15 protein-coding genes are annotated in these 16112 nt (G+C 53.2%); 7 read left to right on the top strand and 8 right to left on the bottom strand.

Going from position 1 to position 16112, the window contains the following annotated elements; translation table 11 throughout:
- Window positions 1–12: 12 nt before the first annotated feature.
- From ACX3YD_RS22800 to ACX3YD_RS22790, 3 genes are read right to left on the bottom strand one after another with little or no spacing between them, the layout of a single operon-like run.
- Window positions 13–777 carry an HvfC/BufC family peptide modification chaperone gene (locus ACX3YD_RS22800; protein ID WP_458961096.1) on the bottom strand — a complete coding sequence of 255 codons (765 nt, stop codon included), beginning with the start codon at window positions 775–777 and terminating at the stop codon, window positions 13–15.
- On the bottom strand, window positions 774–1628 hold the full coding sequence (bufB, locus tag ACX3YD_RS22795; protein ID WP_458961095.1) for an MNIO family bufferin maturase: 855 nt from the start codon (window positions 1626–1628) through the stop codon (window positions 774–776). The genes ACX3YD_RS22800 and bufB overlap by 4 nt, the downstream gene beginning before the upstream one ends.
- A gap of 27 nt (window positions 1629–1655) precedes the next feature.
- A complete protein-coding gene (locus tag ACX3YD_RS22790; protein ID WP_401136922.1) occupies window positions 1656–1928 on the bottom strand; it encodes a BufA1 family periplasmic bufferin-type metallophore in 273 nt (90 codons plus the stop codon).
- Between the two features lie 247 nt (window positions 1929–2175).
- Here ACX3YD_RS22790 and ACX3YD_RS22785 point away from each other — a divergent pair, with 247 nt between their 5' ends.
- From ACX3YD_RS22785 to ACX3YD_RS22770, 4 genes are all read left to right on the top strand, one after another.
- A complete protein-coding gene (locus ACX3YD_RS22785) occupies window positions 2176–2748 on the top strand; it encodes a sigma-70 family RNA polymerase sigma factor (protein WP_401136924.1) in 573 nt (190 codons plus the stop codon).
- The gene (locus ACX3YD_RS22780; RefSeq protein WP_458961094.1) at window positions 2745–3386 is read left to right on the top strand and encodes a DUF1109 domain-containing protein; all 642 of its coding nucleotides are present in this window, start codon (window positions 2745–2747) and stop codon (window positions 3384–3386) included. The genes ACX3YD_RS22785 and ACX3YD_RS22780 overlap by 4 nt, the downstream gene beginning before the upstream one ends.
- 98 nt (window positions 3387–3484) lie before the next feature.
- Window positions 3485–4171 carry a TIGR04282 family arsenosugar biosynthesis glycosyltransferase gene (locus ACX3YD_RS22775; protein ID WP_458961093.1) on the top strand — a complete coding sequence of 229 codons (687 nt, stop codon included), beginning with the start codon at window positions 3485–3487 and terminating at the stop codon, window positions 4169–4171.
- Complete coding sequence (locus ACX3YD_RS22770) at window positions 4161–4862, top strand: TIGR04283 family arsenosugar biosynthesis glycosyltransferase (RefSeq protein WP_458961092.1); 702 nt, start codon at window positions 4161–4163, stop codon at window positions 4860–4862. Before ACX3YD_RS22775 ends, ACX3YD_RS22770 begins: the two co-directional genes overlap by 11 nt.
- A 159-nt stretch (window positions 4863–5021) precedes the next feature.
- Here the strand turns inward: ACX3YD_RS22770 and ACX3YD_RS22765 are convergent, their stop codons facing one another.
- Both ACX3YD_RS22765 and ACX3YD_RS22760 read right to left on the bottom strand, forming a co-directional pair.
- Window positions 5022–5702: a haloacid dehalogenase type II gene (locus ACX3YD_RS22765; RefSeq protein WP_458961091.1), complete on the bottom strand. Its 681-nt coding sequence runs from the start codon at window positions 5700–5702 to the stop codon at window positions 5022–5024.
- A 55-nt stretch (window positions 5703–5757) separates the two neighbouring features.
- On the bottom strand, window positions 5758–6288 hold the full coding sequence (locus ACX3YD_RS22760; protein ID WP_458961090.1) for a TetR/AcrR family transcriptional regulator: 531 nt from the start codon (window positions 6286–6288) through the stop codon (window positions 5758–5760).
- Window positions 6289–6609: 321 nt separating this feature from the next.
- On the opposite strand from ACX3YD_RS22760, the gene ACX3YD_RS22755 reads away from it, so the two are divergent.
- Window positions 6610–7182 carry a carboxymuconolactone decarboxylase family protein gene (locus ACX3YD_RS22755; protein ID WP_458961089.1) on the top strand — a complete coding sequence of 191 codons (573 nt, stop codon included), beginning with the start codon at window positions 6610–6612 and terminating at the stop codon, window positions 7180–7182.
- Between the two features lie 151 nt (window positions 7183–7333).
- Window positions 7334–8101 carry a haloacid dehalogenase type II gene (locus ACX3YD_RS22750; RefSeq protein ID WP_458961088.1) on the top strand — a complete coding sequence of 256 codons (768 nt, stop codon included), beginning with the start codon at window positions 7334–7336 and terminating at the stop codon, window positions 8099–8101.
- Between the two features lie 458 nt (window positions 8102–8559).
- Here the strand turns inward: ACX3YD_RS22750 and ACX3YD_RS22745 are convergent, their stop codons facing one another.
- The 3 genes from ACX3YD_RS22745 to ACX3YD_RS22735 form a co-directional block, all read right to left on the bottom strand.
- Entirely contained in the window at window positions 8560–8994 is a 435-nt protein-coding gene (locus ACX3YD_RS22745; RefSeq protein ID WP_458961087.1) for a universal stress protein, read from the bottom strand.
- A 67-nt stretch (window positions 8995–9061) separates the two neighbouring features.
- Window positions 9062–11794: a cation-transporting P-type ATPase gene (locus tag ACX3YD_RS22740; RefSeq protein WP_458962076.1), complete on the bottom strand. Its 2733-nt coding sequence runs from the start codon at window positions 11792–11794 to the stop codon at window positions 9062–9064.
- Between the two features lie 436 nt (window positions 11795–12230).
- Window positions 12231–14441, bottom strand: a complete 2211-nt coding sequence (locus ACX3YD_RS22735; RefSeq protein ID WP_458961086.1) for an LTA synthase family protein — start codon at window positions 14439–14441, stop codon at window positions 12231–12233.
- A gap of 295 nt (window positions 14442–14736) precedes the next feature.
- On the opposite strand from ACX3YD_RS22735, the gene nhaA reads away from it, so the two are divergent.
- The gene (gene nhaA / locus ACX3YD_RS22730) at window positions 14737–15933 is read left to right on the top strand and encodes a Na+/H+ antiporter NhaA (protein WP_458961085.1); all 1197 of its coding nucleotides are present in this window, start codon (window positions 14737–14739) and stop codon (window positions 15931–15933) included.
- The last annotated feature ends 179 nt before the right edge of the window (window positions 15934–16112 follow it).

Raw genomic sequence — 16112 nt, 5'->3', positions numbered from 1 at the left:
GGTATTAATTCTTCAGAAAGAGCTTTGGATGTTTACAGCAACGAACGCGTCGGCTTTCAACAAGCGGGCAATGAGGTCTGCTAGATCCAAGTCAGGCTGAACCTCGAGAGCTTTTCCTGCTGCTAGTTCAAGCGGCAAGTGTCCCGCGCAGGCGTCCAGAAACGTGCAATCCGCAGCACTGGCTGCCTCCCAACAAACCCGGCCCTGCTTGCGCGTCAGAAGCGCTCCTTCGCCGCGCCATTCGAGCTCGTCAGGCATGTCCCGTTGTTCGCGATTGAAGCGCCAGATGGTGTAGGCCGGGTGGTCTGGGAACCAGGCCCAACGGAAAGCTGCTCTCAGTGTGAGCCGGCTGCGGGCCAACTCCTTTTGGGACAGACCCGCTAACGCGTTAGGATTAATATCGGGTTCATCTTTAGCGCAATGGACTTCTGTCCAGAGTAGATCGAGGCGCGCGACGTCACCCAGATAAGACATTTCTCGCGCATGCTCAAAGGCATCGAGAAAGTCCGGGAAATCAGCGCCGTAGTGCAGCAACCGGGAATCCGTTGGTGGAGACTGCCGGGCATAGATCGCTGCGGCTGCCTTGAGCCAGTCTGTCCCGACCAAACGCTCTATGGTGGGAAAGTTCGCGAGTAGTGCATCCGTGGATCCTTTCAATACAGTATTGCGGTACACCAAAAAACCGGGCTGTTCGATTAGAGCAGTCATTCCACTCGAATCACGCCCATATAACGCATCGACGAATGCATCCTGAAAGCTTTCGAGTGATGTGTTCATACCGTCACTTCCGATGGTCGCTTCTTACCGATGTTCAACAGAGCCTGGGCTCTGTCTCTTTCAGCCAGCAAGACGTCGAATCCTGGGATATGGTCGTCGCGCTCGATCAAAGTCGGGCGCATCCCGATCCGTTCGATAACTCGTTGATACAGCAACCAAACGTCATCTGCGACTGGAGCATCGTGAGTGTCTATCAGCAGGCTCGTATCTCCCGGATCCACTGCGTGACCCGCCAAATGGATTTCCACAATCGCCTTAGCCGGGAAGGCATCTAGATACGTCGCGGCATCAAAGCCCAGGTTATGCGCGCTGATATGCACGTTATTGACATCCAGCAGCAACCCACAGCCAGTTCTCACGCTCAATTCGGTCAAAAAATCGAGTTCGCTGAATTCATGACCATCTAGGCTTAGGTAATGAGTCGGGTTTTCAATTGCGATATGACGCCCCAGGGCGTCTTGTGTCCGTTGGATATTGCTTACGATGCGTTGCAATGCCTCGACCGTGCGAGGGAATGGCAGCAGGTCAGGATGATACTGACCACGCCATGCTGACCAGGCCAGGTGTTCGGAAATCAACGCAGGTTGAACGTGATCTGCCAACGCTTTCAGGCGCTTCAAATGGTTTTCGTCCGGCGGACAATCGGCAGCAAGTGAAAGCGAAACGCCGTGCAGCGCCAGCGGGTGCTGACTCCCGATTGCCTCCAGCCATGCGAGACGGGGGCCACCACCTACCATGTAGTTTTCCGGATGAACTTCGAACCAGAGACCCTCAGCCTTGCAGTCGAGCGCATCTGAGTAATGATTCGATTTCAGGCCGAGTCCGGCCCCCATCTGGCGTTCAGTTTTCATGGTTGGCATGCCCCCGCGCTCTCACGATTACTTAGATTCGAGCGAGCCCATGCCTTTTGGCGTTTTGATGGAGGTACAAGTACCTGCAGGAACGTTTTTCCAGGCATTTGCCTGGTAGTCTACTTTTGCGGTGCCAGCACAAGTAGTACCCGCACCCGCCTTGCAATCGTTATGGCCGGCCATCGCAACGCCATAGCATTTCTCCATAGCGCCTGCGGCAGCAGGAGTCTCTGCAGCCATAGCACCTGCTGCAAATGTAGAGAAGGCAACGGCGAAGGCGGCAAGTTTGAGATTGTTCATGGTGTGTCTCCAGATGATGGGGGTTGGTCGTCGCATCAGCGCTTGATGCACTGTGCTTGCGATCCAAAAGGTAGTTCGATGGTTCTTCACATCCGGTTACAGCGACCGCAAAATATTTCTCAACCGGCAAAACTGATTCGCTTGTTACCTTATGCCGGTAACGGCATGTAAGATCCGCTGCCCGTCACTAACGCTGGCTTCATGCAGGAGCGAGATATTTTTACCTTTCGTGTAACCAGAGCGAACGATGGAACGAACTACACATAACGACGTGTTGCGCAGTCGAGAACTCCACCTTCAGGCTCTATTTATCGCAGGTCTGGACGGAGATGAGCGGTCTTATAGAACGTTTTTATCGGAGCTAAGTGGCCATCTTCGTGGTTTTTTACGCTCGAGACTTCAGCAGCGACCTGGGGAAGTCGAGGACTTGCTGCAGGAGGTTTTACTGGCCGTTCATAATGCGCGTCAGACCTACCGGATAGACCAACCGCTGACGGCGTGGGTTTTTGCCATTGCGCGTTACAAGCTCACCGATTTTTTTCGTGGGAGGTCACGTAGTGACGTGTTCAACGATTCCCTCGACGATGCGGCAGAGCTATTTGCCGAGCCACATCTTGAACCTGCGCAGGCCAGTCGTGACCTAGGCAGGTTGCTTGAGCAACTGCCGGAGCGTCAGCGTCTGCCTATCGTGCACGTGAAACTTGAAGGTTTGTCCGTTACTGAAACTGCGCGGATGACTGGGTTATCTGAGTCTGCGGTGAAGATAGGCATACACCGTGGGCTTAAAGCACTGGCGTTAAGAGTTAGAGGTGCACGATGATTACTGATGATTTTATTTCCATGCTCGCGTCGGGCGTGACCCCGGTTGACCGCAGGGCGCTCGCTAAGCGATTCAGCGGCGCTGTGCTGGCCGGCCTCCTGGGCGCCACTTTGCTGGTAATAGCAATAATGGGCGTTCGACCAGACCTGGGCCAAGTCATCGCCACACCGATTTTTTGGGCTAAGATCGCCTTTCCGCTCTGCCTGATGATCGGTGCGCTGAGCATGGTAGTGAGGCTGGCTAGACCGGGAGTAGCCTCGGGCCCCGGCAAAATTCTGATTGTTGCCACAGTCGCTTCGGTGTGGGTCGCATCTATCTATGTACTCTTGGTGGCCCAACCTGACGACCGCGTTGCGATCATCCTCGGCGAAACTTGGAAGGTATGCGCGCTCAGCATCACGTTGCTGTCGATCCCTGGGTTTGTCGCTGTGTTTTGGGCGCTAAGCGGTTTCGCACCCACCAACCTGACGCTGGCAGGTGCTTGCGGCGGACTTCTAGCAGGCTCAATGGCAACGATTGCATATTCCCTTCGGTGCCCCGAGATGCAGATACCATTTTGGGGGGTGTGGTACTTGATGGGCATGCTGGTGCCGACGGTACTAGGCGCATTACTCGGACGACGTTGGCTGCGCTGGTAACAGATCGTGCGCGTCACCCACGCTGGCGGTCTGAGATATCCGCGTACGCCATCGCCTCTGGCGATGCACGATACCTGACACATATTGGGATCAAGCAGATGAGCTCGCTGAACAATCATGATTCATGCTTGGTACTGCTTTGCAAACGACCTGCTTTAGGTCACTCAAAACAGCGGCTGGCAGAGGGCGTTGGTAAGGAGCGCGCCCTGGCTGTAGCTCAGTTGCTTCTCGAGTGCGCTATAGAAGACCTTTGGGTTTTTCCAGGCACTCGAGCTTTGGCTCCTGATCAAGCACAACACCAGCAATGGGGTCAGGCTCTGTGCGAGAGCGCACTCTGCATTCCACAGGGCGAAGGGAACCTCGGTGAACGGTTGAATGCATTGGATATGCAACTCCGTAACCTGGGTCACCAGTACCTGATTTACATAGGAAGCGACTGTCCATTGTTAGGCCCTGACGACTATCAACGTGTGAACGAGCAACTTCGGCACTCAGATACAGTGCTCATTATGGCGCAGGATGGTGGCGTTGTTCTTATGGCCTCTCGTAAGCCCTGGCCGACCTTGAGCGCTTTGCCTTGGAGCACTCAGCATCTTGGTCAAGCATTACTCGAATGTTGCCGGAGTTCGGGCCAATCGGTTTCACTGGCTGGTGAGTTATTCGACATCGACCTCCAAGAAGACCTAAAGCCCTTGCTAGAGGCACTGGCTCAGGATGCACGACCTGCGAGATTAAAACTGAAAAATGCGTTGGCAGGTTTGCTGGAAGTATCAGATGCAAAATAACGCCTCTGTCAGCATTATCGTGCCTTGCTGGAATGACGAAGCAGCGCTGGAAAAACTGCTCAATCATCTAAATCTAATGGCAAAAAATGAGCGTGAGTCACTACAACTGATCGTGGTTGATGCGGCCCAAAGCACGAGTTGCCTAGAAATTTGTCAACGTTATGGTTCGCTTTGGATACCTGCATCACCCTGCCGAGGTGAGCAGCTGCGCTTGGGGGCAAGCCACGCAGTTCATTCGATTCTCTGGTTTTTGCATGCTGACGCTCATCTAACGTTTGATTGCCTGCCTGCTATCCGTAATGCAATCGACTGCGGTGCATCAGGAGGTTATTTCGCATTCAGATTCTCCAATGCCAATTGCTGGCAAAGCAGATTGTTAGAAAAACTGATCAACATGCGTACCCGCTTTGGGATTCCTTACGGCGACCAGGGATTATTTTTCCAGCGCGATATCTACCTGTCATCTGGACAACATGATGCGTCACCGTTGTTCGAGGAGGTCGAACTTGTGAGGCGCGTCCGTGACCAAGGCCGATTCGTAGAGTTGGCTAAAGGTTTGGGGGTTGATGCAAGACGCTGGCAGCGCGATGGCTGGTGGCATCGTTCGTTTCGTAATCGTTTGCTCGCGATAGCTTATTGGATGGGTGTCCCAGCGTCCCGATTAGCAGCTATTTATAGTTCGCGAAAATGATTACCTCTCCCAGCGTAACCAACCCACGCACTCCCGAAAATGCACTAATCATAGGCGACATATTACTAGCACTCCCCCAGAACCTGGTGCGCAGTATGTTGACCAATACGACCATATTCAGCCAGACCTCCTTCAAGACCTGACTCCATAGGGCGCTATTTACACATCAAGACTTTGTATTTCGTGGCAGGCACCTGCCAAGCCATCCAAGACTATGTGCGGCTTAATTCCCCAAGGATCAAATTGCGCCGCTGAGTCACGATTAACCCAGGCACATTTCAAGCCCGAAAACATTGCTCCCAAGACATCAAAGGTGTTGCTTGAAACCAAACAGATTTCTGCCGAGGGCAGCGCACACACGTCGACCAGATGGTCATAAACTTCTGGCGCGGGTTTGAAGGAGCGCACCGACTCTACGCTTACAATCTCCGTGAAGTAATCGAGAATATTTGCGTGCTGTAGCAGCTGCTCGACGGCTTGCTTGCTACCATTTGAAAATGCGTACAGACGCAAGCCACTGCCTACCATTTGCTCCAACGAGCTGCTTACATCAGCGAATGCATCAAGCTCAGAGTAGGTGTTCATGAGCACCTGGATCTCAGCACCGTCCAGTTCAATCTGCTGCTCACGACAGGCGAAGATCAATGCTTCGCGAGTACATACAGAGAAGTCGCAATAATCACGCATTAAACCTCTGCGAAAGCTGTACTCCAATTGTTTCTGTCGCCAAGTCTTCGCCACATCTACAGCCTTCTCACCAACCACTTGGGTCAACTGGCCTAGTACAGCCTGAGTGTCGATTAACGTTCCGTAGATATCGAATGCAACTGCCTTGATCATCGTGGTAATCCGTCTTGAGTTAATTAAGAACCGATCAGTCCATAATTAATTAAATTTAAGCCCAGCGCGCCATCACCAGATCGATCACCGTAAGCAGCTCTTGATGCGAGAGCCCAGATTTGGTTTGGGTGCGCAGACCATTCATTACGCAATGCATTAAGAGGGCAAGCTCTTCAGGCGTCTTATCAGCAGATATTTCACCGCTCTCTTGGGCTCGCTCAAAGGCTAACTCGAACACTCGACGGAATCGCTTGGAAGCCAGGATCACTAGGCGATGTATCGCCGGGTCGGAAGATGAAAATTCGTTGGCTACGTTCACGAGCATACAGCCACGGGGGCTGTCTCGCGAAGCATCCTCGAGCACGGACATCAGGCATTCTCGAATGAATTCGAGCGCGTACTCGGACTCGTCAAGGCGCTCACGCATAAACCTTGCCCGTCCCTCGAAATATCGAGTGAATGCAGTCTCGAATAGACTCTGTTTGTTACCGAAGCTTTCATAAAGACTGCTTTTGGAAAGACCAGTAGCTTCAAGCAGATCCTGCAGGCTCGTGGCGTCATAGCCTCGACTCCAGAAAAGCTCCATGGCATTTTCCAGTACAAGTTCAGGGTCAAAGATTCTGGGGCGTCCGCGATTCATGCGGCCATTATGGACTGATCGGATTTTTTTTCAAAGCCCGACCGGGTAAGGCTGCTGACGACACATAGGAGTCCATCCCTTTAGCCGCCTGCAACTGGTGCGAGCATCATTCCACAGGGTTGGTTTCTCGGGAGAAATTGACTTATGAACCGATCAGTCCCAAAATAAAAGCGACCCTCAGTAAATTTTTCCAGAGGTCTTGGGACACTCGGAGCCACAACCGAGCCACATTAAGGACTGATCAGTCCGTAAACAGAGGAGCTCATAATGCTCAGCGAATACAAAATTTCTCTCCCGTCGCTTACTCCTGAATCTACCGAAGGTCATGGCCGGGATGTACTGACTAAGGCAAAAGCACAGACAGGGTTTATCCCTAATATGTATGCACGCATGGCTAACTCGCCAGGTTTGCTCGAAACCTACCTGCAAGGCTATGCGGCCTTCAGAAAAGAATCAGGGTTCTCCTCGGAGGAGCAAGAAGTCATCTTCTTGGTTATCAGCCGCGAGAACGGATGTGAATACTGCATGGCTGCTCATAGCACCTTGGCAGACGTCATGTCAGGGGTGGCCCCGGAGGTGACGGACGCAATTCGCAATGGCACACCAATCAGTGATTTCAAGCTTGCCGCTTTAGCCGAATTTACCAGCGTAATGTTCCAGACCCGTGGCCTACCAACTGAAGAGTCAGTTCAGTCGTTTTTGAAGGCCGGCTTCAGCGAGCGGCACATCCTCGAAATCGTTCTCGCGTTGGCCGTGAAGACCCTCAGCAATTACTCCAATCACCTCTTTCATACACCCCTAGATGAAAAGTTTGCAGCCCGCGCCTGGACGCAGAACTGATTTCAACCTGTCATGCCGGTTGAGCGCTTCCAGGTTGCGTTTTAGCGCTCACTGGTTTGGTTGCGAGAAATGCGTGTTCGCGCAAGAAACATAGAACACAGGATTACTCAAATGCTGCCCAATTTTTCAAATTATGAGAGATAGACCAAAGATGAAAAGTATTCGATCTGTTTTTAATTTTCTAATGGCTGCATTGCTGGTCGCTTCCCCATTAGCATTCGCGAGCCAGAAAACAAAAGCTTCGGACGCAGATGTCAAAGTTATTTTTTTTGATGTAAATGAAACCCTTCTAGATCTTCATCCTCTACAAAAAACAGTCGGAGATGCGCTTGGTGGCAGGCCTGATTTGTTGAGTATTTGGTTTTCGACGATGCTGCATTATTCATTAGTAGAAACCTCAATTAATCAATACCATGATTTTGGCCAGATAGGTGCTGCGGCACTAATTATGGTTGCTCAATCGAATGGATTGACTATTACTCAAGACCAGGCCAAGAAAGCTATCGCCCCCATCACTAGCCTTCCGGCGCATCCTGATGTTCGCGATGGATTAGAAGCGTTAAAAAACAAAGGCTACAAATTAGTGGCGCTGACAAACTCGTCACGCCCCGCTGTAGAGAAACAACTGAAAAATGCAGGGTTGTACGATTTGTTTGACGAGTATTTGAGTGGTGAAGCTGTGCACAGTTATAAGCCAAATCTAAAGGTCTATAATTGGGCCATGCAAAAAATTGGAGTAAGCAGCAAAGAATCCTTGTTAGTTGCTGCACATGGCTGGGATGTAGCGGGTGCTAAGGAGGCGGGCATGAAAACAGCGTTTGTAGCTCGAGCTGGCCAGGCAATCTATCCATTAGCTAAAACACCAGATTACACAGTCAACGACATCATTGAGCTCTCTAAGATACTACCGACTCGTTGATTCTGAAGGAGTCTCTAAGATATTTTCATCAAAGGGCATGAGTAAGCCAGGGCGCATTAAGCGTCTCCAGGCACGATGCCTGTGCTTGATTGAGCGCGAAATCACTATAATGAGTGGTGAGCAAAGCCGCGAAGGTTGGAGTGCCGACCACGAGGGCCGACCACCCTTTCGGGTGCCGACGCGACCCCGCCCTTAACGCGGACGCGATAACATGGTCACAAAGGCCCTAAGCAATAATCGGATTCACCGAGGGTCTTCTGGGGGGAGCAGTCCTAGGCTAATCGATATCAAGTCATTGTCGAGAAGGAATTTGATTCAAAAAACATCAAGAAGCTCCCCCGCTCGGCATAGTGCTTCATGGTCGGCTACTGAAGTGCAAGGCTCAATCAAACCTTTCCAAAACACCCGTCTCTGACAGTCCAGTTATGGGCCTGTGCTATCAAGCCATTCACCATCTCTTATTTGACCAAGGTGATTGGTAAATCCGAGAGCTGAATCACCTTTGCCGCGACAGAGCCCAGAAAAATCCCCGCCAGAAAACCGTTGCCATGTGAGCCCAGGATGATGCTGTCGCATCCCAAGGAATGCGAGCACGCCACAATTTGGCTGGCTGCATCGCCTTGCAAGGTATGGAGTGCGAATGCAATCCCTTCCTGCTTCAGAAGCTCGACAGCCTTTTGTGAGTCTTCAGCACTCTTATCACCGTAGTAACGGTCAAGCTCAGCTTGGCTCATGTCGTGTGCGATTCGAGTGGGTAAAAGTGGCTGCACATTCACCAGATGCACCTCAACACTCCCGCCCAGTAATCCGCCATCTTGGATCAGCCCGATAAGGTAACGCACCGCCCGTTCGGAATGCTCGGAGCCATCGACAGCTACAAGTATTTTATGCATTTTCTAAATCCTCTTTCAGTGGCATGAAGATGCTTGTCGTTAGGGCGCGCCCAGCTTGCAAGCCGCGCTAGATGGACAAGCGGATTCGAATCTGTTTTTCAATCTCGATGATCGCAAAGAGTACAACGCCAACCCCGATGATCAGCAGGCCATCAAGGAAGGATATCGCTTCAGTGGCAAACACCTTTTGCAGCGGTGGTGCATAGGTGATGGCGAACTGAGCTAAGGTCACCACGGCGACGGTCATCCACACGACCTTGGTGCCACGAATGCCCTTCCAGGTAAGCGACGTGCTGTAGATATTACGAATGAAGAACAGGTGGAATATTTCCATCACGACTAACGTGTTGACCGCAATGGTTCGAGCCAACTCGATGGAGTAGCCACGGTCGAGCGCATACGAAAAAATGCCGTAAACACCGCAGAGAAACAGAATAGAAACGAGCACCATATGCCAAACCAATGCACTACTTATCAGTGGTTCTTTACGTGAACGGGGTGGTCTGCGCATGGTGTTTTCTTCGGTAGGCTCGAACGCCAGTGCGATGCCAAGCGTCACTGCGGTAATCAGATTGATCCACAGAATCTGTATCGGCGTCACCGGCAGCGTAAGGCCGAGTAACAGGGCCACGATGATCGTCATGGTCTCGCCCGCGTTGGTAGGCAGCGTCCAGCTCAGCACTTTCTTGATGTTATCGTAGACCGTCCGCCCTTCGCGCACCGCAGCCACGATGGACGAGAAGTTGTCATCAGCCAGCACCAGGTCAGCGGCTTCCTTGGCAGCTTCGCTACCTTTCCCTCCCATGGCGATACCGGCATCGGCGCGCTTTAGCGCTGGAGCGTCGTTGACGCCATCGCCGGTCATGGCCACTGTCATGCCATTCGATTGCAGCAACGTCACCAACCTGAGCTTATGTTCGGGGCTGGTTCGAGCAAATATATTGACGTGCTTTATCGCCTCCTTGAGGGCGGCATCATCCATGGAGTCCAGCTCTACACCGGTCAGCACCTTGTCGGGATTTTGCAGGCCAATCTGGCGACCGATAGCGGCGGCGGTACCGCCGTGATCGCCAGTGATCATTTTTACGACAATGCCTGCTGCTTGGCATTGTTGAACTGCTTTTATCGTCTCGGGTCTAGGAGGGTCAATCAGTCCGACCATGCCCAGCAGGGTTAACCTTCCTTGTACATCCCCAAACTCCAACACGGTGTGCTCGGGAGGAACTGATCTAACTGCAAACGCCAATACACGCTGCCCCTTGGCAGCAATGGTGTTTGCCTGTTCGTGCCAGTAGTCCGCATTGAGCGGTTCAATCCCGCCAGCGTTTACGAGCTGCTGCGTGCTCATGGCCAGTATTTGCTCTGGCGCGCCTTTCACATAGATAGAGGCATGTCGATCATGATTGTGATGCAGAGTCGCCATGAAGCGGTGTTTCGCGTCAAACGGAATGGCATCGGTGCGGGGCCAGGCCCGATGATCTTCATCACTATCGATACCGGTCTTTCCGGAAAATGCCAGCAAGGCACCCTCCATTGGGTCACCCTCTACCTTCCATAAGTCATCATGCAGGCGCAGTACAGCATCGTTGCACAGGCCGGCAGCCCTCCCCAGTTCCGCCAACGCAGGGTGAGTCGATATGTCGACTAGCTGATTTGCAAGGCTAATGCTTCCCGCTGGCTGATAACCAGCGCCATCGACCGTGAAGATGAGATCGTTCGTTACTACCGATGCCACCATCATTTCGTTGCGGGTGAGTGTGCCGGTCTTGTCAGTGCAGATGACGGATACCGAGCCGAGCGTCTCTATGGCCGGCAGACGACGCACGATGGCATTGCGGCGAGCCATTGCCCGAACGCCGACAGCTAGCGTGATGGTAAGGACGGCGGGCAACCCTTCAGGTATCGCCGCTACGGACATCCCGACCACGACCATGAAGATATCGGTGAACGCGTAGTGCCCGACATAATGGCCGAACACGAGCAGAAGGCCGCCGACTAACAAGATCAAGATCGTCAGCCAACGCGCAAATACGTTCATTTGCTGCACCAGCGGAGTGGTCAGCGTCTCTACTCCCGCAAGCAGCGTGCTGATGCGTCCGATTTCAGCAGCGGCTGCGGTAGCAACGACAACCCCTGTTGCTTGCCCGCAAGTCACGAGTGTGCCGCTGAACGCCATGCAAGTACGATCACCCAAGGCTGATTCGAGGCCCACTGGTTGGGTATGTTTCTCTACTGGTACGGATTCACCGGTAAGAATGGCTTCTTGAATCTGTAGTCTGTTCGCGTGCAGCAGGCGTAAATCAGCAGGGACTTTGTCTCCCGCCTCCAGCAATAAGATATCGCCCGGTACCAGCTCCTCGCCCACAATACTTAAGCGTTGGCCTGCGCGAATCACGGCGGCGTGCGGTGCCAGCATCTGCCGGATAGCGTCCATGGCTTTTTCCGCTTTGCCTTCCTGGACGTAGCCAATGATTGCGTTTGCAATGACCACCGCCAGAATCACCACCGTATCCCACAGATGTTGCAGCATCGCGGTAATCGCAGCGGATCCTAGAAGCACGTAAATCAGAATGTTGTGAAATTGCAGCAAGAATCGCAGCCACGCGGGTCGTCGTGCTGCTTCTGGCAAGCGATTGAAACCAGAGCGGTCAAGCCGGGTTTGAACTTCAGCGGCCTCCAGCCCTACATGCTCATTGACCTCAAGTAGGCTCGTCACCTGCTCTGCAGGCAGGGTGTGCCAGGCCACGGAATGCGTGGGAACTGGTGTTTGCTCAGTTGCTGCGTCGACCACCTGCTTTATCAATGAGTATCTCCTGTGCGCACAGCTCAACTGAAAAGGGTTGAGGTGGTCATGAGCGGGCGTGGGCATATCAAAGTGCTGAAAAAATCGTTGATTGTTCTTACATGTGCTCTGTCTTCTAGGTGATACGAACCAAAAGATCCACGCAACCAACAACCTGATTATTGTTGACTTAAATCAGATTATTACCGGTCGGTAGTGTGACAAGATGTTTTGCTAGGTGAGTTATGCTCTCGGTTTATTAGTAGTGGTGCCAGCACCCTAATATTGCTTGGAGTAGCAGGGGCCAATATATAAAATATAAATACTGGTCTTTACGTCAGTCCTGCACATGCAATTATATGGCGTGCAGATACTCCAATACTTCTATATATCAATGCTTTACAGCCAGAGTGTTGGCTTTTCTCAAAGTAAAAGCTCAATCATCCGGAGCTCTCTAGCTTGATTGGGCACTGCTATCGACAGGTGTCTCATCCTGTACTTCTGGAGCTCCTGGCAACTCAGTAATCACGCTGAAGTCACTCACCTCAACGGCGCCCAACCCGTAGCCCAGCAGATGGAAAGAGAACGCCTTACGCGACTGCGGATTGTCGAAACTGAAATCCATCTCCAGCGGTTGATCGGCAGTGACGACCACTTCTGCCGGCAGGCCCAATTGCACATCCTGCTCCAACTCCTTGGCCTTGAGCAGTATGTAGGCGTTCTGTTGTGGATCTACCGAGCGCACGGTCAGGCGCACGCGAGTGTGGGAGCCTTTGGGCATTTCCAGATACTGCGCGCCAATTAGGTTGTCGGCCCAGTCATCCTTAATCTGCGCCTGAAGCGGGATGATGGCGGGACTGCCGAACTGGTAGTGCTGGTTCAACGGTGTCCGGAGCAGCGAATGATCCAGTGCCGTAGCTCTTGCTGTGATTTGTCGGGCGCGTTTGCCCCCGTACTGTCCAGTCAAGGTCGCACGCTCGGCGATGAAGCCTGCGCTGGTGTAATACCGGCAACGTTGTTGAAAGTCGCACTCGGTCAACGTGCCCTGGCCATCGTGATAGCGCAGTTTGTCGTTGGTGAACGACATGATCTCGCGGCCTGTTTCATAGTCACGAAACAGGGAGCGACCGCTCAAGGCCGAGGGAACAGGTAAGGCGAAATAGTCGAGTATCGAGGCGCTCAGATCGACATGTCCGTAGACCCCGGACTTCACCTTGGGCAATTGCTCCTGCTCGGGCGCTAGCATCAGGTTGAAGCCCCAAGAGGACGCAAGGCGTACACCATCGATGCCGTGGGATTCGTCCGAGGTGATCACCACCAGGGTGTCTTTCAAGATGCCCTGACGTTCCAAGCCGCTGAGAAATTGCCCAAGGGCATCATCCAGGTATCCGACGGCGGCCTGCTTGGGTGTGTCGTAACGCTGCAGGTAGTCTTCAGGAGCCGAATAGGGCTGGTGGGTGCCAACGGTCAGCAGAGTCAGCATCCACGGTTTTTTTTGCTTTTTTAACTGGCCGACATAGTCCAGCGCACCTTCAAAGAACGACTTGTCATCCTTGCCCCAAGGGAACTCCAGGTAGTTGCTGTTGGTAAACCATTCCAAGCCATGGGTAGCATCGAAGCCGATGTGCGGCATGATCTTGTCTTTGGCCATGAAGCGAAGGCCCGCACCCTGGAGGTAGTGGGTGGCAAACCCATTCTTGTGCAGCTGGGCAGGCAGGCACGATTGGTTGCGTTCGCTCTGGGTCAACATTTCAACGCCCTTGGGCGTGCCGTTGTCCAGCTTGTCGTAATCCCCGCAAAGCATCGCGTACAGACCGCGAATGGTTTGGTGGCTATGCAGCACATAGTCCGGCGTGTTCATGCCGCGTTCTGCCCAGCGACTCAGATTGGGCATGAGGTTTTCTTGATAGCTGCTGTGCAGGGCCTTTCGGTTGACGCCAACATAGGCGCCGGGAATACCTTCCAGTGCGATGATCAACACATTGCGCGCACGCCCCGGTGCCGCGAGCAGTTTCTGTCCGTTCAGATCGAGTTGAGTGAGCCCCGTCATTTGTGGAGGGGCATCGACAACATCACCCTCCAACCACTCTTCTGCGCTTGCCTGAACATCACCAACGCTCGCGGCCAGCAACTGATGTGGGAGGTTGAACAAGCGCCACTGGTCTTCTTCTGAGGGGGACAGGTGCTGAGCGCCCCAATGGGCGATCAATAGCAGTAGCGGTGCTGCCCACGCGCTTCGTGGTAAGCCCGGAGCGGGAGTGGAGCGTCCCAGATACTGCGTGATCAGCCAAATCAACAGTCCAAGAAACAGAGTGGCGGCTAGCCAAGGCTGGGCGAAACCACCACCGGTAGAGTTTTCCAAAAACTGGAGGTCAATCAAGTAGTGCAGGTCTGAGGCGTTTGGAAGCCTCCCCACCGCGCTGACCAGTTCGGCAGTCGCCAGCGTCATCAGCCCCCAAACCAGCAACACTGGGAGCGCTAGCCACCAGGGACGGCGATGCAGGAGTACGATGAGCAGGCTCGCAATTCCCAGATCTGAAAGATAGCCGAGTGGATTCGACCAACCCAGTGCCGCACGCAGGCACAAAGGCACGATCAGAACCAATCCAATCAAAGCGGTGAGGCGTGCATAGGGTTGTCGTAACCAGTGACGGATAGCGTTCACAGAAAGACCTTCCAGACATTAAATCTTCATACAAGTGTGCTGGATGGTATCAAGCGATTGGAAGGCTGATCGGGATATTCGATAAGGGCACGTCGTATTGAGCCGGTGGGCGGCATAGATATTGTTTCGCATGCCAATAGCTTTTGGTCTTAACCCACATTCCAGAGCACTGAGTAAAAAGCATTAATGCCTCGTTATAGCCGTGGTGATTAACTGTTTCAGGCTGTTTAACGCCGTCATGTTCGTGTGGGGCAGATGTTAATATATTACCTTTTAAGTGATCCCAAGGACGTTGATGACCAAGCATCAAGCTACAGCCGAAACCCCTAGAGCAGCCGCGATTCTGGCCCGCTTCCTGTCGTCGGAATCCGCTGGCGGTCTTGTGCTGATGGGTGCGGCACTGGCCGCCCTGATTGCTGCTAACTCGCCTCTATCCCAGAGTTACTTTGCAGCCTTGCATAGTGTCTGGCTGGGCATGTCTGTCGAGCATTGGGTGAATGATGGCCTGATGGCGATCTTCTTCCTGATGGTCGGCCTCGAGATCAAAAGAGAAGTGCTGGCAGGTGGACTTTCTACCTGGGGCCAGCGCGCCTTGCCGGGATTTGGTGCCTTAGGCGGCATGGTTGTTCCTGCGCTGATCTACATCGCAATCAACTGGAGGAATCCTGAGACCTTGGGTGGATGGGCCATCCCAGCCGCTACCGACATCGCATTCGCCTTGGGCGTCTTGTCGCTGCTGGGTAAGCGAGTCCCGACTTCGTTGAAGGTGTTCCTCGCTGCCTTGGCGATCATTGACGACCTGGGCGCGGTGGTCATCATCGCCTTTTTCTACACGTCGGGCCTTTCCATGCCGATGTTGCTGGCCTCGCTCGCGACCCTAGTCATTCTTATCGCAATGAATCGACTGGGCGTAAGGCGGCTGCTCCCCTATCTGCTGGTCGGGGGCGTGTTGTGGTTCTTCGTTCTGCAATCGGGAGTGCATGCCACGCTGGCAGGTGTCGCTGTGGCACTGTGTATCCCCATGGGCAAGCCTGAGGAGGAAGCCCGGTCTCCGCTACTTTTCCTGGAAGAGAAGCTGCACATGTGGGTAGCGTTCGCTGTGGTGCCGATTTTTGGCTTCGCCAACGCGGGTGTTTCATTGGCCGGTATTTCCATGGAGAACCTGGTCGATCCGGTTCCGCTGGGCGTGGCGCTGGGTCTGTTGGTGGGCAAGCAGGTTGGTATTTTCCTTTTGGCTGCTCTGGCCATTCGCATGGGCTTGGCCAAACTGCCGGAAGGCAGCAATTGGGCACAGCTTTACGGCGTTGCGCTCTTATGTGGCATCGGCTTCACCATGAGCCTGTTCATCGGCAACCTGGCGTTTGCAGGATCAGCTCACCTGATTGACGAAGTAAAAGTGGGTGTGTTGATTGGTTCGACTCTGGCTGCGATTGGTGGTGTTCTAGTCCTTCGCCGCAGCAGCGTTCTAGCGAGTGCTGCCATAGCCCGATAATCCGTTTGAGATGACCACAGTATTTCTGAACAGGCAGAAATACTGTGGCCTGAGAAAAGGCTAACAAAATGAATGCATACCAGCGCCACCGACGCATCGTCTTCTGGTGTGGCTCATTTCCAGTATTAGTAGGCTTTACTGTACTAATGTTTGCCTTGATTCTGGCTGACCAAACAGCT

It is taken from the genome of Pseudomonas fluorescens group sp. PF-1, from assembly GCF_054481335.1.
The sequence above is the reverse complement of the archived record's forward strand: the minus strand, read 5'-3'. Positions and strand labels throughout refer to the sequence as shown.

Excerpts from the sequence above, each read along its gene's own strand:
- ACX3YD_RS22800 (WP_458961096.1), bottom strand. The coding sequence starts at position 777 with ATGAACACATCACTCGAAAGCTTTCAGGATGCATTCGTCGATGCGTTA.
- bufB (WP_458961095.1), bottom strand. The coding sequence starts at position 1,628 with ATGAAAACTGAACGCCAGATGGGGGCCGGACTCGGCCTGAAATCGAAT.
- ACX3YD_RS22790 (WP_401136922.1), bottom strand. The coding sequence starts at position 1,928 with ATGAACAATCTCAAACTTGCCGCCTTCGCCGTTGCCTTCTCTACATTT.
- ACX3YD_RS22785 (WP_401136924.1), top strand. The coding sequence starts at position 2,176 with ATGGAACGAACTACACATAACGACGTGTTGCGCAGTCGAGAACTCCAC.
- ACX3YD_RS22780 (WP_458961094.1), top strand. The coding sequence starts at position 2,745 with ATGATTACTGATGATTTTATTTCCATGCTCGCGTCGGGCGTGACCCCG.
- ACX3YD_RS22775 (WP_458961093.1), top strand. The coding sequence starts at position 3,485 with ATGAGCTCGCTGAACAATCATGATTCATGCTTGGTACTGCTTTGCAAA.
- ACX3YD_RS22770 (WP_458961092.1), top strand. The coding sequence starts at position 4,161 with ATGCAAAATAACGCCTCTGTCAGCATTATCGTGCCTTGCTGGAATGAC.
- ACX3YD_RS22765 (WP_458961091.1), bottom strand. The coding sequence starts at position 5,702 with ATGATCAAGGCAGTTGCATTCGATATCTACGGAACGTTAATCGACACT.
- ACX3YD_RS22760 (WP_458961090.1), bottom strand. The coding sequence starts at position 6,288 with ATGGAGCTTTTCTGGAGTCGAGGCTATGACGCCACGAGCCTGCAGGAT.
- ACX3YD_RS22755 (WP_458961089.1), top strand. The coding sequence starts at position 6,610 with ATGCTCAGCGAATACAAAATTTCTCTCCCGTCGCTTACTCCTGAATCT.
- ACX3YD_RS22750 (WP_458961088.1), top strand. The coding sequence starts at position 7,334 with ATGAAAAGTATTCGATCTGTTTTTAATTTTCTAATGGCTGCATTGCTG.
- ACX3YD_RS22745 (WP_458961087.1), bottom strand. The coding sequence starts at position 8,994 with ATGCATAAAATACTTGTAGCTGTCGATGGCTCCGAGCATTCCGAACGG.
- nhaA (WP_458961085.1), top strand. The coding sequence starts at position 14,737 with ATGACCAAGCATCAAGCTACAGCCGAAACCCCTAGAGCAGCCGCGATT.